Source organism: Bacillus sp. WMMC1349, assembly GCF_013155385.1.
Classification (GTDB): domain Bacteria; phylum Bacillota; class Bacilli; order Bacillales; family Bacillaceae; genus Bacillus.
Genome location: NZ_JABJUQ010000007.1, coordinates 2,466,575 through 2,490,831, shown reverse-complemented (window position 1 = coordinate 2,490,831; position 24,257 = coordinate 2,466,575). Strand labels below are relative to the sequence as shown.

26 protein-coding genes and 1 pseudogene are annotated in these 24,257 nt (G+C 39.5%); 22 read left to right on the top strand and 5 right to left on the bottom strand.

The window, feature by feature from the left end:
- Window positions 1-12: 12 nt before the first annotated feature.
- Together HOO54_RS15095 and HOO54_RS15090 are read right to left on the bottom strand one after the other, a co-directional pair.
- Window positions 13-555 carry a transcription repressor NadR gene (locus tag HOO54_RS15095; RefSeq protein WP_172296683.1) on the bottom strand — a complete coding sequence of 181 codons (543 nt, stop codon included), beginning with the start codon at window positions 553-555 and terminating at the stop codon, window positions 13-15.
- Window positions 524-1,702 (bottom strand): IscS subfamily cysteine desulfurase, encoded by a 1,179-nt coding sequence (locus HOO54_RS15090; RefSeq protein WP_172296681.1) that lies wholly within the window; start codon window positions 1,700-1,702, stop codon window positions 524-526. Before HOO54_RS15090 ends, HOO54_RS15095 begins: the two co-directional genes overlap by 32 nt.
- A gap of 98 nt (window positions 1,703-1,800) precedes the next feature.
- Between HOO54_RS15090 and nadB the strand changes: the two genes are divergently transcribed.
- From nadB to HOO54_RS24380, 12 genes and pseudogenes are all read left to right on the top strand, one after another.
- Window positions 1,801-3,375 (top strand): L-aspartate oxidase, encoded by a 1,575-nt coding sequence (gene nadB / locus HOO54_RS15085; RefSeq protein WP_172296679.1) that lies wholly within the window; start codon window positions 1,801-1,803, stop codon window positions 3,373-3,375.
- Complete coding sequence (gene nadC / locus HOO54_RS15080) at window positions 3,356-4,189, top strand: carboxylating nicotinate-nucleotide diphosphorylase (RefSeq protein ID WP_172296677.1); 834 nt, start codon at window positions 3,356-3,358, stop codon at window positions 4,187-4,189. Before nadB ends, nadC begins: the two co-directional genes overlap by 20 nt.
- 24 nt (window positions 4,190-4,213) lie before the next feature.
- Window positions 4,214-5,323 (top strand): quinolinate synthase NadA, encoded by a 1,110-nt coding sequence (gene nadA / locus HOO54_RS15075; protein ID WP_172296675.1) that lies wholly within the window; start codon window positions 4,214-4,216, stop codon window positions 5,321-5,323.
- Between the two features lie 106 nt (window positions 5,324-5,429).
- Complete coding sequence (gene safA, locus HOO54_RS15070) at window positions 5,430-6,473, top strand: SafA/ExsA family spore coat assembly protein (protein ID WP_172296673.1); 1,044 nt, start codon at window positions 5,430-5,432, stop codon at window positions 6,471-6,473.
- A gap of 157 nt (window positions 6,474-6,630) precedes the next feature.
- Window positions 6,631-7,272 (top strand): YhcN/YlaJ family sporulation lipoprotein, encoded by a 642-nt coding sequence (locus tag HOO54_RS15065; RefSeq protein ID WP_172296671.1) that lies wholly within the window; start codon window positions 6,631-6,633, stop codon window positions 7,270-7,272.
- 93 nt (window positions 7,273-7,365) lie between these two features.
- Window positions 7,366-8,091 carry a YebC/PmpR family DNA-binding transcriptional regulator gene (locus HOO54_RS15060; RefSeq protein WP_172296669.1) on the top strand — a complete coding sequence of 242 codons (726 nt, stop codon included), beginning with the start codon at window positions 7,366-7,368 and terminating at the stop codon, window positions 8,089-8,091.
- Window positions 8,092-8,198: 107 nt separating this feature from the next.
- Complete coding sequence (locus HOO54_RS15055) at window positions 8,199-8,489, top strand: hypothetical protein (RefSeq protein WP_309244880.1); 291 nt, start codon at window positions 8,199-8,201, stop codon at window positions 8,487-8,489.
- A gap of 282 nt (window positions 8,490-8,771) precedes the next feature.
- Window positions 8,772-9,202, top strand: a pseudogene (locus HOO54_RS15050) (DinB family protein).
- A gap of 94 nt (window positions 9,203-9,296) precedes the next feature.
- The gene (locus HOO54_RS15045) at window positions 9,297-9,476 is read left to right on the top strand and encodes a small acid-soluble spore protein H (RefSeq protein WP_172296667.1); all 180 of its coding nucleotides are present in this window, start codon (window positions 9,297-9,299) and stop codon (window positions 9,474-9,476) included.
- Window positions 9,477-9,778: 302 nt separating this feature from the next.
- Window positions 9,779-10,450 carry a response regulator transcription factor gene (locus tag HOO54_RS15040; protein ID WP_172296665.1) on the top strand — a complete coding sequence of 224 codons (672 nt, stop codon included), beginning with the start codon at window positions 9,779-9,781 and terminating at the stop codon, window positions 10,448-10,450.
- On the top strand, window positions 10,447-11,793 hold the full coding sequence (locus HOO54_RS15035) for a sensor histidine kinase (RefSeq protein ID WP_172296663.1): 1,347 nt from the start codon (window positions 10,447-10,449) through the stop codon (window positions 11,791-11,793). The genes HOO54_RS15040 and HOO54_RS15035 overlap by 4 nt, the downstream gene beginning before the upstream one ends.
- A 124-nt stretch (window positions 11,794-11,917) precedes the next feature.
- Window positions 11,918-12,355, top strand: a complete 438-nt coding sequence (locus HOO54_RS24380; RefSeq protein WP_253907688.1) for an ATP-binding cassette domain-containing protein — start codon at window positions 11,918-11,920, stop codon at window positions 12,353-12,355.
- A 364-nt stretch (window positions 12,356-12,719) separates the two neighbouring features.
- Here the strand turns inward: HOO54_RS24380 and HOO54_RS15025 are convergent, their stop codons facing one another.
- Window positions 12,720-13,367, bottom strand: a complete 648-nt coding sequence (locus HOO54_RS15025; RefSeq protein ID WP_172296661.1) for a phosphotransferase — start codon at window positions 13,365-13,367, stop codon at window positions 12,720-12,722.
- Between the two features lie 215 nt (window positions 13,368-13,582).
- Between HOO54_RS15025 and HOO54_RS15020 the strand changes: the two genes are divergently transcribed.
- From HOO54_RS15020 to yajC, 7 genes are all read left to right on the top strand, one after another.
- Complete coding sequence (locus HOO54_RS15020; protein WP_375335841.1) at window positions 13,583-14,116, top strand: BofC C-terminal domain-containing protein; 534 nt, start codon at window positions 13,583-13,585, stop codon at window positions 14,114-14,116.
- Between the two features lie 101 nt (window positions 14,117-14,217).
- Window positions 14,218-14,823 carry a Holliday junction branch migration protein RuvA gene (ruvA, locus tag HOO54_RS15015; protein ID WP_172296659.1) on the top strand — a complete coding sequence of 202 codons (606 nt, stop codon included), beginning with the start codon at window positions 14,218-14,220 and terminating at the stop codon, window positions 14,821-14,823.
- Window positions 14,824-14,834: 11 nt separating this feature from the next.
- Window positions 14,835-15,839: a Holliday junction branch migration DNA helicase RuvB gene (gene ruvB, locus HOO54_RS15010; RefSeq protein ID WP_172296657.1), complete on the top strand. Its 1,005-nt coding sequence runs from the start codon at window positions 14,835-14,837 to the stop codon at window positions 15,837-15,839.
- Window positions 15,832-16,032 carry a DUF2905 domain-containing protein gene (locus tag HOO54_RS15005; RefSeq protein WP_172296655.1) on the top strand — a complete coding sequence of 67 codons (201 nt, stop codon included), beginning with the start codon at window positions 15,832-15,834 and terminating at the stop codon, window positions 16,030-16,032. The genes ruvB and HOO54_RS15005 overlap by 8 nt, the downstream gene beginning before the upstream one ends.
- A 39-nt stretch (window positions 16,033-16,071) precedes the next feature.
- Window positions 16,072-17,100, top strand: a complete 1,029-nt coding sequence (gene queA / locus HOO54_RS15000) for a tRNA preQ1(34) S-adenosylmethionine ribosyltransferase-isomerase QueA (RefSeq protein ID WP_172296653.1) — start codon at window positions 16,072-16,074, stop codon at window positions 17,098-17,100.
- Window positions 17,101-17,128: 28 nt separating this feature from the next.
- On the top strand, window positions 17,129-18,274 hold the full coding sequence (gene tgt / locus HOO54_RS14995) for a tRNA guanosine(34) transglycosylase Tgt (protein ID WP_172296651.1): 1,146 nt from the start codon (window positions 17,129-17,131) through the stop codon (window positions 18,272-18,274).
- 36 nt (window positions 18,275-18,310) lie between these two features.
- Window positions 18,311-18,571, top strand: coding sequence for a preprotein translocase subunit YajC (gene yajC / locus HOO54_RS14990; RefSeq protein WP_172296649.1), 261 nt, complete (start codon window positions 18,311-18,313; stop codon window positions 18,569-18,571).
- A 67-nt stretch (window positions 18,572-18,638) separates the two neighbouring features.
- Here the strand turns inward: yajC and HOO54_RS14985 are convergent, their stop codons facing one another.
- On the bottom strand, window positions 18,639-19,022 hold the full coding sequence (locus HOO54_RS14985) for a TIGR04086 family membrane protein (protein ID WP_172296647.1): 384 nt from the start codon (window positions 19,020-19,022) through the stop codon (window positions 18,639-18,641).
- A 148-nt stretch (window positions 19,023-19,170) separates the two neighbouring features.
- Here HOO54_RS14985 and HOO54_RS14980 point away from each other — a divergent pair, with 148 nt between their 5' ends.
- Complete coding sequence (locus tag HOO54_RS14980) at window positions 19,171-19,803, top strand: DUF421 domain-containing protein (protein WP_172296645.1); 633 nt, start codon at window positions 19,171-19,173, stop codon at window positions 19,801-19,803.
- A gap of 7 nt (window positions 19,804-19,810) precedes the next feature.
- Here HOO54_RS14980 and spoVB read toward each other — a convergent pair whose 3' ends face one another.
- On the bottom strand, window positions 19,811-21,364 hold the full coding sequence (gene spoVB, locus HOO54_RS14975) for a stage V sporulation protein B (protein WP_172296643.1): 1,554 nt from the start codon (window positions 21,362-21,364) through the stop codon (window positions 19,811-19,813).
- 115 nt (window positions 21,365-21,479) lie between these two features.
- Here spoVB and HOO54_RS14970 point away from each other — a divergent pair, with 115 nt between their 5' ends.
- Complete coding sequence (locus tag HOO54_RS14970) at window positions 21,480-21,776, top strand: post-transcriptional regulator (protein WP_172296641.1); 297 nt, start codon at window positions 21,480-21,482, stop codon at window positions 21,774-21,776.
- Between the two features lie 39 nt (window positions 21,777-21,815).
- Window positions 21,816-24,029 (top strand): protein translocase subunit SecDF, encoded by a 2,214-nt coding sequence (gene secDF, locus HOO54_RS14965; RefSeq protein WP_172296639.1) that lies wholly within the window; start codon window positions 21,816-21,818, stop codon window positions 24,027-24,029.
- Window positions 24,030-24,257 lie beyond the last annotated feature (228 nt).

Here is a 24,257-nt window from a genome sequence, read left to right as displayed (position 1 = left end):
TCTATTCTAAATTCATTCAGGTATAAGAATATTAGCTGTTTTTAGAGCTTCGCAAGCTTGGTCAATTTTTTCGTCAGTAGCCGCTTCCAGTGTATGAAGGTGGGTCCCGTTTGTAAGCTGAGATAAGTATGCGGCATTTGTTGAAGAAATTTTTTTAATAAAGTCGCTCACTTCTTTTCTTGTGCTCACTCTGATAGAAGCTGTCAAATCTCCATATACAGGATGTTCAATAATGACATCTTTAACTGTTACCCCAAAATCGACAATTAGATTCAGTTCTTCTTCGGCTCTTTCTGGCCCATGTTCACATGCGATGATGCGTGTAACAGGTTGTTTTTCATTAGCTTGGGAGTGTAAATACATATATCCTTGACTTGTAGCGATAATCGGTTCATTTTTGGCTTTTAATAAAGAGATATCCTGGACGATCACCTGTCTTGAAACAGCAGATTTTTTTGCCAATTCACTGCCTGTTAAAGGTGTTTGTGACTCTTTTAGCCAAATGAGTAGTTGTTTTCGCCGCTCAGCTCCCGTAAGTTTCATTTCCTCTGCCAATCCGATAGTCTCCTTTCTCATCATTCATAGCTGAAAAAACATCTAGCAATTGATCGACATGCTCTTTGGATGTGTCATAACCAAAGGAAATTCGAATAAATTGAAGCGCTTGTTCTGTTGATATATTCAGAGCCTTCATCGTGTTTGAAGGTTCATGGTAGCCGGCTGAACATGCGCTTCCTGTTGAGATACAGATATTGTGTCGATTACATTCCAACATAACATATTGTCCTTCAAAAGCATCAAAAAAACAACCTAAAATGTGGGGAAGCACTTCACTATTTGCCGACGCAGAAACGGCGAGCGAAACTGGGAGTTTCCGATTCACAAGCCCTTGTAAAAAGTGGTTTCGCAGCTTCTGATGTTTTTCATATACTTCATTCATTTGATTGTTCGTCCACTCAGCTGCCGCAATAAAAGCGCCGATACCGGGAACATTGACAGTGCCACTGCGAAAGCCTTTTTCATGCAGGGTTCCAGGATAGACCGGTTTCCAGTTGACACCGGGTTTCATGTAGACCGCTCCTGTTCCTTTTGGACCGTATACTTTATGGCTTGAAATTGATAAAGCATCAACTCCAAGATCTGAAACGTTGACTGGAATTTTCGCAAATGTTTGAACAGCATCACTGTGCAGGAGCACTCCTTGCCGATGCAGATAAGAGGAAAGTTCGCGCAGAGGCTGAATAACACCTGTTTCCGAATTTGCATGCTGAATCGATACAAGACCTGTTTCTGGACGAAGGTGCCGTTTCAATATATCAGTTGTCATCACTCCGTCAGCATTTGGTTTCATTGTACTGACTTCAAATCCTTGCATGGTCAACTGCTGCTTTAAGATATGGATTGACTGATGTTCCATTTCTGTCATTAAAAAATGACGTTTCTCCGAAGGAAGACCATTTAAAATCGAATGAATCGCTAAAAAGTTGGCTTCCGTTCCACCGCTTGTAAAATAAATTCCTTCAGGATCACCGTTGATCAGTTTTGCCAATGTCTTACGACAGTATTTCAGAATATTGTCTGCTTTGCCTCCAGCATCATGGAGGCTGCTAGAATTACCATAAATATCTGTGCTTAGTTTTTCAAATGTTTGTAAGGCACTACTTGAGATCGGTGTTGTCGCTGCATAATCAAGATAAATCACATCCAGAGTCTCCCATTCTATAAAAAGTACTTGAGTTTATTTTATCGATATGTAAATATAGGTGTCAAGACAGATGTAAATTTACAGGAGGAGTCAACATGTCTGGTCAGACAATTATTGTTGTCGGTGCTGGTGCGGCTGCTTTATCTTTGGCTGCGGCTATGCCGCCTTCATATCAAGTCATTGTCATTACAAAAAAATCAGCCAATGACAGCAATTCAACACTTGCACAAGGGGGCATTGCCACATCGATATTAGCAGAAGATACAAGCTATTCACATATAGAAGATACACTGTATGCAGGCTGTGGCCACAATCATTTTGATATTGTCAAAGGTGCAATTACAGATGGAAAACGGCTTGTTCACGAATTGATCAAGCAACATTTCCCTTTTGATGTGGATCATGACGGAAATCTAGAGCTTGGCAAAGAAGGAGCGCACTCTATGAACCGGATTTTACATGCTGGAGGAGATGCGACAGGACGGATGTTAATCCAGTACTTATTGAAACAGCTCGGTGAACATGTCATGTTGAAGGAGTATGAAACTGTAGCTGACTTATCGGTTGAAAATGGACGGTGTACTGGTGTTTGGACCAAAGATAGTGTTGGAAAAACCCACCTTAGAAAAGCGGATCATGTGGTCATTGCGGCAGGAGGCTGCGGTCATCTATTTCAAATTAATACCAATAACCGTTCTGTCACAAGTGACGGGCTTTCTTTGGCCTATCGGGCTGGAGCAGAGCTGACCGATTTGGAGTTCGTTCAGTTTCACCCAACACTCCTGATCAGTGATGGCGTTTCATATGGGCTTGTTTCTGAAGCTGTTCGCGGGGAAGGAGCTGTGTTAATCGATCAAAATGGCCAATCTGTGATGGATGGTGTTCACCCACTAAAAGATTTGGCACCCCGGGACATTGTGGCAAGAGTTTTACATCAAAAACAGACAGAAGGAGCTCGCCTGTTTTTAGATATTAGAAACATATCAAATTTTGAAAGTCGCTTTCCAACCATTTCTTCTCTTTGTGAAAAAGCTGGTATCCCAATAGAAGAAGGTCAAATTCCTGTATCACCAGGAATGCATTTTTTAATGGGAGGAGTTTCTGTCAACAAGTGGGGAGAAACAACGATTCCCAACCTCTATGTAATTGGAGAATCAGCCTGTACCGGTTTTCATGGTGCTAATCGGCTGGCAAGCAACTCTCTACTAGAATGTCTTGTGTTCGGTAGAAGAGCTGCGGAGCGTATACAAAGCAAAAAAAATCTCCCTGTCGTGAATAAAAAACGGCACAACCCTGAAGAGATCGTATTTGCTGTCCCAGAATCGACTTTGGAAGACATACAGAAAAAGATGACAAAATGTGTATCAATTGTGCGTACAGCTCCTGAATTATTAAAGATGAAAAATTGGCTTGAACAATTGCCAGTTCAAATTATAAATGTGAAAGAAATCACAAATGAACAACTTGAGCTGTCACATGTTTGGCAAACAGCCAAACTGATGACACAATCTGCATTACTTCGTACAGAAAGCAGAGGCGGGCATTATCGCTCAGATTTTCCGGTGAAAGACGATGCGATTTGGAAAGGAAAACAAATCATTCATTCAGTTGACGGTATAAAGATTAGAAAAAATGAAGGGATTGGAGACCATGCAATTGCTCAAGCTTAGACAAATGCTTGTCGAATTTTTTAAGGAAGACATTGGCTGGGGAGATCTCACTTCTCAGGCTGTTTTTGAAGGGGATCATCAATGTGATGCCGTTATCATTGCAAAGGAAAATGGCTTTTTTGCCGGAGAGATGGTGATCAAAGAAGGTTTTAGCCTGATGGATGAAACGATTTTGGTGACGATGCATAAAAAGGATGGAGAATCGCTTACAAAAGGCGACATCATCGCTCGGCTTAAAGGACCGGCCGCTTCACTTCTGACAGGGGAACGGGTCATTTTAAATCTTATTCAAAGAATGTCGGGTATTACAACGTTAACAAAACAATCTGTAAACCATTTAAATGATCCACATATTAAAATTTGTGATACAAGAAAAACCACCCCTGGGTTACGAATGCTTGAAAAATATGCTGTCAAAACAGGTGGAGGTTACAATCACCGCTTCGGATTGGATGGCGGGATCATGATAAAAGATAATCATATTGCAGCGTGTGGCTCGATTTTACAAGCGGTTGAAAAAGCCCGTGCGACATGTGGACATATGATAAAGATTGAAGTGGAGATCGAGTCTGAAACAGAGCTTGTTGAAGCAATTGAAGCAAAAGCAGATATTATCATGTTTGACAATTGTTTTCCCGAAACTGTAAAAAAATTTGCGAGTATGACACCTAGTCATATAATAACGGAAGCTTCAGGCGGTATAACATATGAAAACCTCCCTACTTACAGGGGGACAGGTGTGTCCTATATCTCACTCGGCTATTTGACACATTCTGTGAAAAGTCTTGATATTAGCATGAATATCGATCTTTAAAAAATGAGAATGGAGAGGAAATAAATGTCTATTTTAAACTTAATCAATCAAGCAAACAGCGGCATGATTCCCCACTATTACAAGGAAATGTCAGAAGGGGAAATGGTGACAAGAATTTTGCGGATTAAACAAAAATTTGGTGAAAAGTTGTTTATTCCTGGTCACCATTATCAAAAAGATGAAGTGATTCAATTTGCTGATGCAACAGGGGATTCACTGCAACTAGCACAAATAGCCCAAGCCAATAAAAGGGCGCAATACATTGTGTTTTGTGGTGTTCATTTTATGGCCGAAACTGCCGATATGCTGACAAACAAAGAACAGGTTGTCGTTTTGCCTGATATGAGAGCTGGCTGTTCGATGGCTGATATGGCAAATATGCAGCAGACAAACAGAGCGTGGGATAAGTTAACTAAAATTTATGGTGACACGATGATACCGTTAACATATGTGAATTCTACTGCTGAAATTAAAGCTTTTACCGGGAGAAATGGCGGTGCAACAGTGACATCATCAAATGCTAGCCGTATCTTAACATGGGCACTGACGAAAAAAGAGCGGATTTTATTTCTACCTGATCAGCACCTTGGACGTAACACAGCCTATGATCTAGGTATTCCGCTCAGCCAGATGGCAGTATGGGATCCTATTGCGGAAGAACTGATCTATGAAGGCGATATTCAAGATGTGAAAATAATACTCTGGAAAGGACATTGCTCAGTTCACGAAAAATTTACGGTTGATAATGTCAGAAATATAAAAGAGCGTGACCCGGAAATCAATGTGATCGTTCATCCCGAATGTTCTCATGAAGTCGTGATGCTCAGCGATTACAACGGTTCAACCAAAAAAATCGTTGATACGATTAACAAAGCAGAACCAAACAGTAAATGGGCGATCGGAACAGAAATGAATCTTGTCAAGCGAATTATCAAGGATCATCCTGACAAACAAATTGAATCACTGAATCCCGATATGTGTCCATGCTTGACAATGAACAGAATCGACCTTCCTCATTTATTATGGTCTTTAGAAGAAATCGAGAAAGGTCAACCGACTGGTATGATTCGAGTAGACAAAGAGATCACATTAGATGCTGTAAGTGCATTAAACCGGATGTTAAATATTAGTTAAAAACAAGTTTTTAGCATAACCCCTTCTGACTGTGCATAAATTTGTGAGGAAACATATTAGTTAATCTTATGTGTACGTTCACGTTTTTGCATAGGAGGGGAAAACGTTGAAAATTCATATTGTCCAAAAAGGCGACACTCTGGAAAACATTGCACAAAAATATGAAGTGGATTTCAAGGAGCTAAAGTCATTAAATTCACAACTTAGCAATCCCGATTTGATCATGCCTGGCATGAAAATAAAGGTGCCGTCAGCAGCAGTGCCAGTTAAGAAAGAGGAACAAGTCAATATGAGAAAGGAGTTTCCAAAACCACCACAACATCCATTTGCAGATGAAAAACCGACATCAACGGTTGACATCGAAGATACGAAACCGAAGGAAAAGCCTTCTGTTCCATATGTCCCACCTGTTCCTAAGTTTGGAGGGAGCGATTTGCCGGAAGGGGATATTTCTGGTGTTTATCAAAATGTAAGCCAGTTACATCAATCTTCTGTACCTCCAAGGCCGTATGAACCTCAAAAGCAATCATCCATCAAGAATGATCAATGGAGAAATGAGGAGGAGAATAATATGGAAAATGTCAACTATCCGAATCCGAATATGTCTCAGCAACCCCAAGGAGGAATGGAAAGTCAAATGCCTTCAGGAATGCCATATCCTACTGGTTATTATCCTCAGCCATATCCGTTTTATCCTGGGTGTTGGATACCTGTATCACCAATCCTTCCTGGCTCAGGTTTTGGTCCGTGGTATCCTTACCCTGCTCAAATGCCCTACATGCCTCAGGCTGGTTATATGAATCCAGGAGGATTTGAAAGAGATGACAATTTGGATTATGACAACGATAGTCGCCAAACATATTATCAACAACCGCCAACAGCTCCAGGCTATATGGGACAATATCCATATCAGGGACAGTATCCCGCCTACCCGGGATTCACCCCACAAGGTTACGGTTACACAGGTCAGCCGAACATTAACGGTGATCCAGACTGCGGATGTGGAGGTCCTAGCCAATTTCAGGGAGGTTACCCAGGAGGCGTACCATACGGACAGATGCCGCAAATGGGAACTCCTTATATGGGAGGCTACACTCAGCAACCACAAACAAGTCAAATGTTTAACAGACCTGAAGAGGATGAGGACTAATCTAAAACGGGACGATGAACCATCGTTCCTTTTTTCATGCTTTTAAAAAAAGCTTTTTGGATTGTCTATAACTAACAAGGTTAGTCTTCCTCGTTAAAGCACATTTTAAAGAAGAGCAGAATATGCTCAAAATTAATGGTTTAACGGGGGGCTTACTTTGGATAACAAGTTAAAGGTGTTTTCAGGGATTTTAATTTTGACTGCAGGTCTTTCTGCATGTGGAACTAACAATGCGATGGATACGAGAAATCAAGACAATACCCGTCCAGTCGGTTATTATACAAATGACAGAGATCGGAATGACAGAGTGGATAATGACGGTCCTGTCACAGATATGCTTGAAAACATGGATGGGCGAAACGGCACAACAAATGTAACAGACCGTAATCGTCGGGATGTTCAAGTTCCAACACGCGGTGGAACGTATAGCAGAGGGGATATGAATTATCACAACCATTTAACAGATACGACTGGCACACCAAATATGAGGTATGACAGACCGGAAAATCTAAGAATATCCAGGAATATCACCGGACGGATCAACAACATGAATCAAATTGATGATTGTCAAGTCGTTGTAACAGACGAAACCGCCATCATTGCAGTGCGTGCTGACGAACGACTAACAGATGCTGAAAGAAATCAAATCAGAAAAACAGCCAAAAAGTATGCTGGAAAGAGAACGGTTCAAGTCGTCAAAGATAATACCCTATTTACAAGGTTTCGGGAAATGAATGACAATCCTCAAAACTTACGGGATCGTGGCGACATTCGAAATGGTCGTTTAGGAAACCGCTAACAAAATGCCGGGGCTACCCCGGCATTTTCTTTACAAAAACAGAGTAAAACAGATAAAGTAGTACATAAAAGACTGGATGGGAGGCAAAAGAATATGGCTGGTCATTCCAAATGGAAGAATATCCAGAAGAGGAAGAATGCACAGGATGCTAAACGCGGAAAGATATTTATGAAGCTTGCCAAAGAAATTTATGTGGCTGCTAAAACGGGTGGACCTGATCCAGAATCAAATCCAAGCCTTCGTCTTGCGATTGATAAAGCCAAAAATGCCAACATGCCGAACGATAACATTGACCGTGCGATAAAAAAAGCTGCTGGAAATCAAGACGGAAACCAATACGAGGAAATTACTTATGAAGGTTATGGACCAGCTGGTGTTGCAATTATGGTTAAATGTTTAACAGATAATAAAAACCGGACAGCAACAAATGTCAGAACCGCTTTTAGCAAAAATGGCGGAAATCTTGGGGAAACAGGCTGTGTGTCATATATGTTTAACAGACAAGGATACATTGCGATTGAGCGAGAGGAACTTGACTCAGATGAAGATGAATTCATGCTTGAACTTATTGAAATTGGTGCCGAAGAACTTGAAACAAGTGATGAGCTGTTTGAAATTTATACAGAACCTGAGCAATTTGAAGAAATTAGACACGGATTGAATCAACGCGGTTACAAGCTCGCTATCGCTGAAATCACTATGATTCCTAATTTGTATGCTGAAATCGCTGAACAAGATCAGGAGAAGATTGAAAAACTCGTTGACGTGCTTGAAGAGGATGATGATGTTCAAGAAGTCTATACAAATGTTCATGAATGACGCTGATGAAGCGTCATTTTTCTTTCGTTTTCAAACGAAAGCGGAAACAAGTTATGTTCTCAAGTCATATATTAAAAAGGACATTTTAGAAGAAAGGAGGGATTAAAGTGGCTGATAACAACCAACAACCGGATGTCGAAACAGCAGAACTGATTGAGAGAATGAACAACCAGATTAGCGGTCTTGGCCAAGCGATCTTAGAATTAGTTCAAAAGAATAGCAATCTGGATATAAAACAAATGGACTGGACAAAAATGGAGAACACAGAATTAAATCAATCAATTCAAAACAACATTAACGAATATATTCAAAATATTAACAACTTGAATGCTAATTTACTGGGGCAAATAAATGACTCAACTTCTGGAGCGATCAATAAAAACGAAGGAGAACAATAACATAGTTGGCTAATGGAGCTGCCTAAAAAGTCCTTTATCAACATGAACAGGGGGAATTGCGAGACTCCTGCGGGAACAGCGAACCAGGCGAAATCCCATAGGAGCAAGGAATGGCTGCTCGCGGATCGCCCGCGTAAAGCAGGAAAATTCCCCCCCATTTTTTATGTTAGGAAATAGAGCTAATGGAAATTTTATGTTAGATGATGAAGAAAATGAATATTAAACAGATGAGGAAAATTATGTTACGATTGCTATCATGAAATATTTGGAAATGAATAAACAATAGAACGGAAAAACCGTATCCTTCAAAAATTTCGATCACACCGCAATGTTACAGAAGAGCTGATTCGAAAAATTGATGAACAACATATTGACTACAAACCGACTGAAACTGTTTTCGTTCTATCAATTTACATTGAACGCTAAAGAAGGGAACTCGGAAGCTTTTTAAAAAAACCTAGAAGAGACCGAGACAAGCCTTGATGAGTTAGCCACATCTTATACGGAAAAAACGAAAAAGTTGCTCGAATCTTTTACAGATGAAGAATTAGACCGTGAAATTGACTTGACGAATATATTCGGACAAAAGGAATTTGCTCAAGCGGCTCTTTCAGTTGGCGATTGACCGTGAGATTCATCATAAAGGCAATCTTTTTGTGTATGTGCGTGAAATCGGGCACGCTGATCTGCCGTTATACGTTAAACCTCGCTAATGTGTATGAGATCAGCCTGAAAGAATCCCAAAAAATGAATATGAAAGTAGGAATCGTGCACATTATAAGTAAAATGGTTAAGGAGGATTTTAGGTTGAATACACAACGTGCCCAAGAAATCGTCGAATCTCCAGTGATGGTGGATGTTACGTATAATGGTAAACAAATTTATATCCAGCATGTTGATCAGCAAAACGAAACAGCCAGAATTTATCCACTCGATCAACCTGAGAAAGAACAGGATGTACCGGTGGGAAAATTAGAAGAACATTAAAAAGTTGAAAAGCTTCCTTAAGGTAGACAGATGAAGTACTAAAAATTTGTTTGCCTAAGGAATTTTTTTAATGCCTTGGTTTCATGTATTGGACTAGATGATCTAGAATTGAGCTTAACCAATCGAATAGCTGAAAACATAGGGGCAAATAAGAACTAGTTTTTTATAAATAAATGTAATGTTCTGATTTATTGAATTATGGGATTTTTCGTTCATCTTTTCGGTTTAAAAAGTTGCGCTTCTATGTTATTTTAAAAATGGAAGATATGAAAATATATGTCATTTTATTTAGAGGTGTCTTGATGAATACAGTTTTATGTATCGAAGATGATCGGGAGATTGGTCAATTTTTGAAGGAAGACCTTGAAAAAAAGGGATATAAAATCATTTGGCTGACATCTTCACATGGTTATGAAGCTTATATCAATAAAATAGATCTAGTTGTACTTGATATTATGATACCAGGCTTAGACGGGTTTACGATCGGACATAGAATGAAGGAGATTCATCCGGAAGTTCCGATTTTGCTTTTAACTGCGAGAACTGCTTTAGAGGATAAACTGAAAGGGCTGGGTTTTGCAGACGATTATGTCACAAAGCCATTTCATCCTGATGAATTACAAGCACGAATAGAAGTGCTTCTGAGAAGGTTTGATAAAGTTGAAATGAAAAAGATTGAAATTCAACATTTGAAAATTGATCTACAAGAAAAAAGAATTATAGACAATCGAACTAAAGAGGAAGTGTTATTAACTGATAAACAGTTTAAGATTTTCTTCCTTTTGATTCAGCATCCAAATCAAATTTTGACAAAGGAGCAAATATATGAAAATGTTTGGAAACAACCATATATAGAAGGTGATAAAACATTAATGGTACATATTAGGCATCTGCGTCAAAAAATTGAAAACAGCCCAAATGACCCTGAAATCTTAGAAACCATCAGGGGCATCGGTTATAGAATCAAACAATGAAATTATCGACCAAGTATTTGCTGAATATTATTTTATCTGTTTTTTTCTTTCCAATCGTATTTTTGGGCGTCAATTTTATTTATTTTTTTACGCTAAATTATATGATTGATGATAGGAGTGTAACGCATTATCTACCAAGCCAAATTGAAAGCCAATTAAAAAGAGATGTTGCAATTTTAAAAGGAAAAACAAATCAGAAAATCTTCTCATATTTTAATAGAATAGAACGATACAAGGATTCTGAAATGATATGGATGAATCGTGAAGGAAAAGTAATATACTCCACATCACCACGTTATCCTGAAGGCAAAACTGATTTGACAGTAAGTGGTGCACTTAAGATGCTCCATGATGATGAAAAAAAATACCTAGTGTTACAAGCTTATTTAGAAGGAAAAGATGATTATGGTTATGTGATATTAGAGACGCCTAAATCGCTTGTGGGAACAAAGTGGGAAGTATTAAGAGATAAGTATACATATCTATGGTATATTGTCTTGTTTAGCATGATTGGATTTTTTATATTAAATTCATGGCTGTTTTTTGCTAAACTTCGTAAACGGTTAATTGAACTGCAAAAGTATATGAAAAAGCAGGATCATGACGGAATACCAAAAACAATTGAGATCAAGCAGCATGATGAATTAGGGGAAGTCGAGCTTTCATATAATCAAATGGTTGAAGAATTGAGAATTAGCAGGAAAAAAGAGCGAAAGGAAGCAGAGATCCGCAGAAATTTAATTGCCGATTTATCGCATGATTTAAGGACACCGCTTACAATTATTAGAGGGCATACGTTTTCAATACATAATGAACGTCTAGGTGAAAAAGGTAAGCATTCATTACAGGTGATTAACGATAAGATTGATTTTATGGATCATTTAATCGACAACTTGTCTTCTTATGCACTACTGACAGCTGGGAAACTGCCACTTACAAAAAAGCGCAACGATATATTAAAGATTATCCGCTCTTCTTTAAGTGCATGGTACCCGATTTTTGAAAAAGAGCAATTCACAATCGACATTGATTTAGACGAACCAATTATATGGGATGTTGACGAGATCTGGCTTAAACGAATTCTTGATAATTTGTTTCAAAATATTTTACGTCATGCTCATTCGGGAAAATATGTAGCTGTTCAAACTAAAATATTGGACGGTTATCCAGTTCTAATTGTTAAAGACAAAGGACCTGGCTTTAAATCCATGTCTGAGAAAAAAGGTGTCGGTATTGGTCTATCGATTATCGAGATGATGCTGAAACAAATGGATCTTCAAAGTGAAGTGAAAAGCAGGTCGAACGGATCATTGTTTATTATATCTAAAGTGAGGAACCATTGAGATTTCTTGCTTTTTTGTTTTGAAATTTAAACGAAATTTAAACTTGAGATCGCGCTTTTTTAACCGCGGGGTTTTATAGTTAAAGACAGATGAATGAAAGGTTTTGTCAGGAAGATCTCAAACTTTGCGGATAAAAAATTTTGAATTATTGTTAAACAAAAAACAAATTTTAAACGATAGTGCTCTTTCTATAGAAAAAGGCGGACTTTTAGGATCGAATGGGACCGGAAAAACAACTTTGCTGAAGATGCTGCTTGACATTTTCCCTCCCGCTTCGGGCGTCGAGTTAGAGCGAATTGGCTTAATATTTCAGCAGCAGGACTTTATATTTATTCTCGGAAATCTTGAAGATAAACAGGGAGGACCTAAGATGGATATTGTTTTCTTTTTGATTGCAGTGCTAGCACTTGGATTAACTTTTACAACATTTATAGCCATCATCTTGAATGATGGGTTGGGTTCGAGCTCGTTTAGTTTGAAAAAAAAATCCGTTAAATTTATGATCTCATCGTTTGCTATGTACATTATTTTTTATGCTTTTTTCATTCTGATGCAAATCTAGGTGAGGTTTATCTGGTAAGATGGTTTCTATCTATCTTAGCATCATTATTTTTACCTCAATCGAAAAAGGGGGTGTCCTGAAAGAAGTGTGGATGAATAAAAATGGGGGGGTTTCGTTTTCTGCGGGCGATCCGTGAGCCTCCCGGAGCCCGTTCTTTGCTCCTATGCGGTCTCACCTGGCTCGCGGTTCCCGCTAGAAGTCTCGCGATTCCCCCTGAATTATGTTGAAAAAGGACTTTTTAGACAGCTTCTTTTTTAAATTTTGACCAGCATATCAACTGCAAGCTCAGGGCAAATCTAATTATCATAACCAGAGTTGCAGACTGATGGCGTTTGTTGCTGTTCTGCAACTCTGATTTTTTATTTCATGAGTAAAAATTGTTTTTCTTTGCAGCCCATTGTTTTTGCAGCCAGTTTCTTTTATAAAGAAAAGCGATGATTTCCATCAACAATTTCGGGACTTTTTGCGGGAATCTCTTATTTTTATAAAGGTTTTGATAAGCGGTTTTTAAGTCTTCCCATTGTGTGCATTGTTTAGTTTGCGAAAACCTTGCGACATCGATTACTTTCACCGCTCCGGACGGTGTCAATATGAGATTGCGAAGATGAATGTCAGAAGGATTTAGCCCTTTTAACTTTGCATCCTGTAAGGCACTGTCCACTTCCTGAATCATTTCTTCTTCAATCTGAATTCCTTTTGTTAAACATTCATAAAAGGTATGTCCTTTAATATATTCCATTAAAATATATGAAGGTCCTGTTTCATAAATATCCGGATAATAAGGGGAATCAGCGAGATTTTTGTATATGTCTGCCTCCCTTTCTGCCACTTCTTTGAACTCAGGAAAAAAGATTTTCAATGCCATGTCTTTTCCTTGTTCTCTCAGCTTGAAAACATAGGCACTTCGTCCCTTTCCAATTAATTCGAGTTCGGCAGGTTTTTGAACAAGCTTGTTAAATTTCTTTTTCGTATTATATATAACGGCTTCTGAATATTTTTGTACTTTAGTCATGTCTCCGAGTTCACCTTCTTTTTAAATGAAAACTCTATAATGTTGTTATACACGACAATTGCAGACTTTTCATCTTAAAAGTATTGTACCATGGGTTTAGATGTAAAGTATGAGGGGAAGTTTGACAAATCCCCAAAGACAAACAACATAAACGATTAATTTTTGAAAGCATTGGTCAAACTATGAATGATACTTTGAAGGTAAAAAAGAAGGTGATGTTTGTGAACCGACGAAAAATTTTGATAGGAATGAGTTCTTTACTGTTTTTTAGTTTATTATTTGGTTTGGAAGAAAAGGCTGCTGTGGCAAATGATAGAGAACAGGCGAAAGTTCAGGTTCAACTGGAAAAAGTGTACTTGGATGGGGATGTAGGTATTGAGAAAAAACAAGAGACCTTTGATCAAATAGAGAACTTTAAAACGATTTATAAAGAATGGCGTCTTGTCGATCAAAAAGAGGGATTTATGTTGTTTCGCAAACAGATCGACGACATTTCTCCGCTAAGCAAGACAAACGGTTATATTGGTGTGACAGAGGATGGGGTCATTTCAACGTTTCATGGACGCCCAGGGCTTTTATCTGAACCGATTCAGTCTTTTTTTCAGATTGATATAAAACGGCTTGAAAGCCGGCTGGCAGATGACCTGAAGAAAGGAATTCGCTACAGAACCAAAAAAGAATTTCAGCATGTCATTGAATCTGTAAAATCATTTGGTCATCAACAACATGTGAAAGATCTGAAGACATGACACTGTTATGTCTTTTTTAGAGCGAACATATGTTAACTTTTTCATTCTAGCTTTGCCTGTTTTATGTTACAATGAAGAGCAGTCAAAGAGGTGAATGAATATTGATCGAATTTGTGAAGGGGACCATTGATTATGTGTCACCCCAATATATTGTCATTGAGAACGGCGGAATCGGATATCAGATTTATACGCCTAACCCATTTATTTATAAAGAAAACAGCAAAGAAACAATTTATACATACCATTACATAAGAGAAGATACTTTTTCTCTGTACGGTTTTTCCAAGAGAGAAGAAAAAATGCTGTTTACAAAATTGCTGAATGTGACGGGAATCGGACCGAAAGGAGCGCTGGCGATCCTTGCTTCCGGAGATCCTAGTGCGGTAATTGAGGCGATTGAGTGTGAGGATGAAGCATTTTTGATTAAATTCCCTGGTGTAGGGAAAAAAACGGCTAGGCAGATCATTCTTGATTTAAAAGGAAAATTGACAGATTTCATTCCATCAACTGAAGCCAACCTGTTTCATCATGAGGAACGAGAACAAGTTCATCAAGCTGAAGCAGCTCTTCAAGAGGCACTTGAAGCACTGGGTGCGCTTGGTTATTCTGAACGTGAGATTAAAAAAGTGTTGCCGCATTTGAAAAAAGAAGGTGCTCTTTCAACAGATCAATATGTTAAAAAAGCTTTGCAAAAATTATTAAAGTAAGGTGATGGTCAATGGATGAGCGGCTTTTATCAAGTGAATTAGACAATGATGAGTCAGTGATAGAGCAAAGTTTGCGGCCGCAAAAACTATCACAGTACATCGGTCAGAACAAGGTGAAGGACAATCTTAAGGTTTTCATCAAAGCTGCCAAAATGAGGGGAGAGACGTTAGATCATGTCTTATTATATGGACCTCCGGGGCTTGGAAAAACAACGCTTGCTGCAATTATCGCAAATGAAATGGGTGTTAGTCTTCGGACAACATCAGGACCAGCAATCGAACGTCCAGGTGATTTGGCAGCGATTTTAACTGCCCTTGAACCGGGAGATGTATTATTTATTGATGAAATCCATCGCCTCCATCGATCAATTGAAGAAGTTCTCTATCCGGCAATGGAAGATTTTTGCCTTGATATTGTAATTGGTAAAGGACCTTCGGCACGTTCTGTTCGGCTTGATTTGCCCCCTTTTACACTCGTCGGTGCCACGACTAGAGTGGGGCTTTTGACGGCTCCGCTAAGGGACAGGTTCGGTGTTTTGTCAAGGCTTGAGTATTATACCCAAGATGAACTTTCAGAAATTGTAGTCAGAACGGCGGAATTGTTTGAAATTGAAATCGACCGCCTCTCAGCCCTTGAGATCGCAAGAAGATCTAGGGGAACACCGCGGATTGCCAACAGGCTGTTAAGGAGGGTCCGGGATTTTGCACAAGTTTTGGGGAACAATCTGATCACTGAGGAAGTGGCGATCGATGCACTGGAACGTCTTCAAGTTGATCGGCTCGGTCTTGATCATATTGACCGCAAACTATTAATGGGAATGATTGAGAAATTTAATGGCGGTCCTGTTGGTCTTGATACGATTTCAGCAACGATCGGAGAGGAGTCACATACAATCGAAGATGTCTATGAACCGTATCTTTTACAGATCGGTTTCATTCAAAGGACACCGCGGGGACGAATCGTAACACCAGATGTTTATCTTCATTTTAAGATGGAGGTTCCGCATCATGACTGAGTTTCCAAAACTATTAATGATTTTAGGGGCTGTCTTATTTGCCGCTGGTTTCATCATGCAAGTCATTGGTAAACTGCCAGGCGATATTTTTGTCAAAAGAGGCAATATAACATTTTTCTTTCCAGTTGTAACATGTATTGTCATTAGTGTGATCTTGTCTTTGTTATTTTCGATCTTTGGACGGATGAAATAGTTTTTCAAATCAGTATATAGACAGAATAAGGTGAAAAAAATGAAAGTAGATTTGTTTGATTTTGATTTGCCGGAACGTTTGATTGCTCAAATTCCTTTAAAAGAGCGGGATGCATCAAGACTGATGGTGTTGGATAAAAAAACAGGCGAGATGACGCATAGTACATTTAAACACATCATCGAGTTTTTAAATGCTGGTGATTGCATTGTGTTGAATGATACGAGGGTGTTGCCAGCTCGCTTATTCGGCATAAAAGAAGAGACGGGTGCAAAAGTTGAAGTGCTCCTGTTAAAACAAGAGGAAGGGGACGAGTGGGAAACCCTTGTCAAACCTGCAAAACGGGTCAAACGCGGAACCGTTCTGACGTTTGGAGATGGGCGCTTAACAGCAATCTGTACAGAGGAGCTTGATCATGGCGGCAGAAAAATAAAATTTCAGTATGAAGGAATTTTTTACGAAGTTCTGGACTCCCTTGGTGAAATGCCATTACCCCCATATATTAAAGAGCAGCTTGATGACAAGGAACGCTATCAGACAGTGTACTCGAAAAAGCAAGGGTCTGCAGCCGCGCCGACAGCAGGTTTGCACTTTACAGAAGAGATTCTAGATACTCTTAAGAAAAAAGGTGTCCATATCGCGTTTATAACCCTTCATGTCGGTTTAGGAACCTTTCGGCCTGTAAGTGCTGAAAATGTAGAAGAGCACGATATGCACGCTGAATTTTATGAAATGACAGCGGAAACCGCAGCACTCCTTAATAATGTTAAAAAAAGCGGAGGGCGAATTATTTCTGTTGGGACAACCTCGACAAGAACGCTTGAAACGATTTGCTCAGAACATGACGGTCAGCTGAAAGAAGCGAGAGGATGGACATCAATTTTTATTTATCCCGGATATTCATTTAGAGCGATTGATGGGATGATTACAAATTTTCATCTACCAAAATCTTCGCTTATTATGCTTGTCAGTGCACTTGCGGGTCGAGAGCATGTGCTGAAAGCTTACCGGACGGCAGTCGAACACGAATACCGCTTCTTCAGTTTTGGAGATGCCATGTTCATCAAATAAATTTTCAGAAAGATGGGAGGGCTCATTTTTGTCGCAGCAACCAATACGCTATGAGTTCATTAAAACATGTAAACAAACAGGAGCACGGCTGGGGAAAGTCCATACCCCCCATGGCACATTTGAAACACCTGCCTTCATGCCAGTAGGAACGCTTGCCACTGTTAAAACAATGGCACCAGAAGACCTGAAAGAAATGGGTGCCGGTATTATTTTAAGCAATACATATCATCTCTGGTTGAGACCCGGCCATGAGATTGTTAAAGAAGCTGGAGGCCTTCATCAATTTATGAATTGGGATCGTGCCATCTTAACTGATTCAGGCGGTTTTCAAGTTTTCTCGTTAAGCGACTTTCGGAAAATCGAAGAAGAAGGGGTTCATTTCCGCAATCATTTGAACGGGGATAAACTGTTTTTGTCCCCTGAAAAGGCAATGGACATCCAAAATGCGCTCGGCTCTGACATTATGATGGCGTTTGACGAGTGTCCACCATATCCGGCTGAGTATGATTATATGAAAAAGTCTGTCGAACGGACGAGCCGCTGGGCGGAAAGATGTCTCACCGCTCACAAACGACCTAATGAACAAGGTCTTTTTGGAATAGTTCAAGGTGGCGAATATGAAGATTTGCGAAAACAGAGTGCGAAAGACTTGATTTCGCTTGATTTCCCAGGCTATGCTATAGGGGGATTGTCCGTCGGAGAACCAAAGGATGTCATGAACCGAGTGCTTGAGTTCACAACACCTATGTTGCCAGCCGATAAGCCTCGCTATTTGATGGGAGTCGGCTCACCAGATTCTCTAATTGATGGAGCGATCCGCGGTGTTGATATGTTTGATTGTGTGCTCCCGACTAGGATTGCGCGCAATGGAACATTGATGACAAGTGAAGGACGTCTAGTTGTAAAAAACGCCAAATATGAAAGGGATTTTCGTCCAGTTGATGAACACTGTGACTGTTATACATGCCGTCATTATTCTCGGGCATACATCAGACATTTGATTCGTTGCAATGAGACATTTGGAATTCGTCTAACTTCTTATCATAATCTTTATTTTCTGTTAAAATTAATGGGGCAAGTAAGAGACGCCATTCGTGAAGATCGTTTAGGTGATTTCCGAGAGGAGTTTTTTGAACGCTACGGTTTTAACCAGCCAAATGCGAAAAATTTCTAAAACGCATAACATATCATTTGAAAGGGGTGAAACATAATGGAGATGTTAGCTACATTGCTTCCGATCATTTTAATCTTTGCCGTTTTTTATTTCTTGATTATCCGTCCACAACAAAAGCAGCAGAAAGCTGTTCGTCAAATGCAGCAGGAAATGAAAAAAGGTGATAAAGTCATCACGATCGGTGGTCTACATGGTGTCGTTGATGCTATTGATGAGAACAAAGTTGTCATCAAAGCAGGCGATCATACACTTTTGACATTCGACCGACGCGCAGTTCGAGAGGTGTCAGCTGAATAGTACGAAAACGGCTTATACATAAGCAATTTTAGGGGGCAGATCAAACTGCTCCCTAATTTTTTACCCTTTATGTGCGACTCCCCTGCAAATTCACTCCGAATATACCGCCAAGCGCACTAATCCCTAGAAAGCCAGCATGGTACAAAATCTGTTCAAGATTAAACGTTTCTCCGAAACCAAGATATTGAAACAAGAGGACTGTAAGTGAGAAGCAAAGAGCAGTCAAAGCCCCAATTAACCAGCCTTTTTCCTGGGTTTTTCTCCCTGAAATAAAGCCGCCAATAAATAATGTGATAAAAGAAACTAAGGTAATAAGCCAGCTGAATGAGCTTTCAGATAATGATGTAAAGGATAGTAATAGTGAAATGAGAAGGCTTCCCACAAACATTAATGCAAACACGACAACTAAGCTATAAAGAATCCCTTTGCCAACTTGTTTTGGTTCGTTCATTACGTACCTCCTTTCTGAATGGCTCGTCTTTTAAAATGTATTCTGAACAGTAAGAAAATAGACTATGCCAAGAAGAGCTTTTGTACATAAAAGCGGATTTTTGACAAAAGCTAGTGAGAGATATATTGCGGTGGAAGGAGGCGGTTGTTTGGCAGAAATCTATGCTCTGGCGTTTCGGACAGTTATTTTATATAGTGTTATTTTTATCTTATTTCGTTTAATGGGAAAGAGAGAGATTGGGGAGTTAAGTATATTGGATCTCGTCGTTTTTATCATGATGGCAGAAATTGCCGTTTTGGCAATTGAGAATGTTCATGACGATCTTTTAAAAACAATTGTCCCCATTCTTGTGTTAACATTAATTCAAATTGTATTTGCGTATATCTCAATGAAAAGCGAAAAAATTCGCCATCTTCTTGATGGAAAACCGACAATTATTATTGATAGAGGGAAAATTGATGAACGGGCGATGAGAAGCCAACGCTATAACTTTGATGATTTGATGACTCAACTTCGCGACAAAAATATAGAGCGAGTCTCAGATGTGTCATATGCCATTCTAGAGCCAACTGGAAAGCTTTCAGTGTTTACAAAAACAGATCCCCCGCTTGAATTTCCGTTAATAATTGATGGAATCGTTCAAAAAGAACATTTAGCACGGATTGGCAAAGATCAAAAATGGTTAGAACAAAGGCTTGCCGAAAAAGGTCATCATCATTTTTCTCATATTTCTTACTGTTCATATCACAAAGGTGCTATTTTTATTGATATGAAGAATTAAGAAGACTTTAAGAGATCCAGCGACCTATCAAAGGAAAGCGCTGAAGTTCTTCTTTTTTAATGAGCCCGAAGATGATCAAAAGGGACATGTACGCGCAACTTGAAAGCAGGATGCAAAATAGGAGGCGTACAGGTTCAGGTTGATCTAGGAACAAATGTTGTTTAAATAAGATGCTCATCCAGCCGCAAAGGAAGATGACTGCAAATGACATGCTATACTCTTTTAAGTTGATGCTGATTGGCAGCACTTTGCTGACCGTTGCACCATGCAGCAAGGTGACAAGGACGATACCGGTCAAAATGGCAAGTGCTGCACCCATAATGCCTAATGAAGGTCTTGAAGCAAGAATAAAAATGAGTCCTGTTTTGACGAGAGCACCTATTAAGCTGTTCATCATCGCTGCGCCTGCTAAATTTAAAGCTTGTAAAACCGCCTGAAGGGGTCCTTGAAAATAGTACAGCAAAAAGAACGGCGCCATCACTTTGACATAGATTGACGCGTTAGAAGCGCCATACATAACAGTGACAAGTTCATCTGCATAAGAAAACAAAATGACAGCTGAAATCCCCCCGCTTAATAAACAGAGCCGCATCGCTTGTTCAAGCCGGTATTCTACGACCTGCATTTTTCTTTGTTCAATTCCTTCACTGATGGCTGGAACAAGCGCTGTTGACAATGAATAAGTAATAAAACTGGGGAGTGTGAGCAAAGTCATCGCAAATCCGGTCAGCTCACCATACTGTCTTGTAGCTGCTGAAGTTGCAATACCAGCAATTGCCAAGCTTTGGGCGACAACAATAGGTTCGAAAAACCAGGAAAGATTGCCAATAAATCGGCTTCCTGTTGTTGGTAAAGACACACTCATTAGTTCGAAAAACGTCTGTCGCCCAGATTTTAATGACTGAAAAAAGCGTCTTCTGATTCGGATTTTCTTTTTATGTTTAAAAGCAATCAATAAATAGAGCAGTGAGATTAGTTCACCAAACACCGAAGAAAGCATGGCTCCGGCTGCGGCAAATTCGATTCCAAACGGTAAACATGCTGTTGTACAGACAGCGACAAGTGATATTCGAACCATTTGTTCAATCACTTGAGAAATGGCTAATGGGCGCATATTTTGTTTTCCTTGAAAGTAACCTCGCAGTACACTTGAGACCGCGATGATCGGAACGACTGGTGCTACAGCCAATAGCGGATAGAGTGTTCGCGCATCTGTGAATAGCGTCTCAGCCATCAGCGGTGCATAAATGAGAAACACCGGGGTGAAAAGGGCGCTGAGTGTACCAGTAATGGCAAGAGACATCACTAAAATTTGTTTTGTTTTCTTATGGTCGTTGCGTGCTTCTGCTTCTGCTACAAGCTTGCTGATGGCAACTGGGAGACCGAACTGTGTGAGAGTTACCGCTAGAAAAAAAGTGGGTGCAGCCATCATATAAAGACCCACACCTTCTTCCCCGATAAAACGGGCAATGACGATCCGGTTGATAAAACCGAGTATTCTTGTGATAAATCCTGCTGCTATTAAGATGAGTGTTCCTTTTAAAAAATTCTGCTTGGTCATTTCTTTGTCCCCTGCCTTCTCAAACAAGCATTAATCATATACAATAGGATATGCGCATACATCGTCCAAGCATGACAAGTCTCTCTTAAAAAATTTGAAAGGAGTGTGGCTTATCATGGACAAACATCCTGCTGACTTGTATAAGGATCACTTAAAACCGTTTCTTCTCAGTAAGTTAGAAGAGTTTAGAATACTTGGTTATGGTGATGTGAGAATAGAGGATTTGTGGTCATTCTTATTGAATAAGAAATGGAGAAATCTTAAAGATGTTCAAATTTACAAATTGGCAGATGCTATATTAGCAGTTAAAATTGGCGAATTTATGAATTTTGCAACCGTAGAATCGTTTAAAACGTCTAATTTACTCGACAGTAAAGAAGGGCAGAACCTGCTTGATGAACTGCTGAAGTAATCATCGATTTATCGGTTTGATTTAAGGAGGATATACATAATGAAAAAAGGACGCTTGATTGCGTTTTTCCTTACCGTTTTATTAATCGGTACAGGATTGGGAATGTTTACGAAGCCGGCAGCTGATCATATTAGCCTGGGGCTTGATCTTCAAGGCGGTTTTGAAGTTTTGTATGATGTGAAACCTGCAAAAAAAGGGGATAAAATCGACAAAGATGCATTGATCAGTACTGTTGAAGCGCTGAACCGTCGAGCTAACGTCTTGGGAGTTAGTGAACCCAATATTCAAATCGAAGGGAACAACAGAATTAGAGTTCAGTTAGCAGGTGTTGATAACCAGAACAGAGCGCGCGAGATTTTATCAACACAGGCTGAGCTTTCTTTCCGAGACACGAATGACAAAGAGCTTTTAAATGGCGCTGATCTCGTTGAAAACGGAGCAAAACAGGCATTCAAACCAGATACAAATGAACCGATCGTTTCGATCAAACTGAAAGATGCCGATAAATTTGGTAAAGTAACGAAAAAAGTGCTTGGAATGAAGCCGAATAATCAACTTGTCATCTGGCTTGATTACAAAAAAGGTGATTCTTATAAAAAAGAGTCGCGCAAAGAAAAACATAAATATATTTCAGCACCTAATGTCAGCCAAGTACTCAATACATCTGATGTCATGATCGAAGGGCATTTCACTGTTCAAGAAGCAAAAGATATGGCAAGCATATTGAATGCAGGTGCTCTTCCGGTTAAATTGGTTGAAGAGTATTCAACATCTGTCGGTGCCCAGTTTGGTGAACAGGCATTGAATGATACCGTATTTGCAGGAGTCATAGGAGTTGCTATTATTTTCTTATTTATGCTGCTTTACTATCGGCTGCCAGGAGTTGTCGCGGTCATTACGCTGTCTGTTTACATTTACATTACGCTTCAAGTTTTTGACTGGATGAATGCTGTCCTGACACTTCCGGGAATAGCTGCACTTATACTCGGTGTAGGTATGGCAGTGGATGCGAACATTATTACCTATGAGCGGATAAAAGAGGAACTAAAGCTTGGTAAGTCAGTGCGATCAGCTTTTAGAGCTGGGAATAAAAGATCTTTTTCAACTATTTTTGATGCGAACATTACAACAATGCTTGCAGCGATCGTTCTGTTCATTTTTGGTACAAGCTCTGTTAAAGGGTTTGCAACCATGTTGATTCTTTCGATTTTGACAAGCTTTATTACAGCAGTCTTTCTATCAAGATTTTTGCTTTCTTTATTGGTGGAAAGCCGCTGGCTTGATCGTAAAAAAGGCTGGTTTGGTGTCCATAAAAAAGATATTTTAGATATTAGTAAAACAGATGAACATACAGAACCACCGACACCATTTGATAAATGGGATTTCGTTGGGAAACGAAAATGGTTTTTCGCGTTCTCAAGTATTGTTTTAATAGCAGGTATTGTCATCTTGTTTGTTTTCCGGTTAAATCTTGGCATTGACTTTTCAAGTGGCGCACGAATTGAAGTTCATGGCAACAAAAGCCTTGCTGTTGAAGAGCTAAATAAAGACTTTAAGGAGCTCGGTCTAAAGGCGGATTCGATCATTCTTTCCGGCGATCAAAAAGATCGTGGTGTTGCAAGATTTGTCGGTGTTCCAAGTCAGAAAAAAATTGCTGATGTAAAAGACTACTTCAAAGATAAGTATGGCATGGAACCAAATGTAAGTACCGTATCGCCGACTGTCGGAAAAGAGCTTGCTGAAAATGCCTTGAAAGCAGTTATCATTGCTTCTATCGGCATCATTTTGTACGTGTCGATTCGCTTCGAATACAAGATGGCGATTGCAGCAATAGCCTCACTACTGTATGACGCATTTTTCATTATTGCAATCTTTAGTATTACAAGGCTTGAAGTTGATATTACCTTCATTGCTGCCGTGCTAACGATTATTGGTTATTCGATTAATGATACGATTGTTACATTTGATAGAATTAGGGAACAAATGAAAAAACGCAAACCGAAAAGCTTTAAGGACCTATCCTATATTGTCAACTTAAGCTTACAGCAAACGTTCGCACGTTCAATCAATACTGTGTTAACAGTTGTCATTGCGGTCATTTCCCTTTTTGTATTCGGTGCAGCATCGATTACAAACTTCTCTGTAGCCCTGCTCATCGGTTTGTTAAGCGGAGTCTATTCTTCACTTTATATTGCTGCTCAATTATGGCTTGTATGGAAAGGGCGAGAACTCAAAAAAGCCAAACAAAGCTAAATTTAAAAAAGACTGTCCATGTTGGGCAGTCTTTTTATCATGGATTGAAGTGAACATAAGTTGCCGGCATTCTTGAGAGTTGGAAGAAACTCCAGATTAGTGGCAACAAGAATTTTGATTAAGCCATTGAGTACAATTGTGCAGTAAGTTGGCTAGAAGAAAGAATTGTCCCATGTCATTTTGTCGTGAAATCAAGTTTAAAGATACACATCTGTGTTTGCCTGCAAA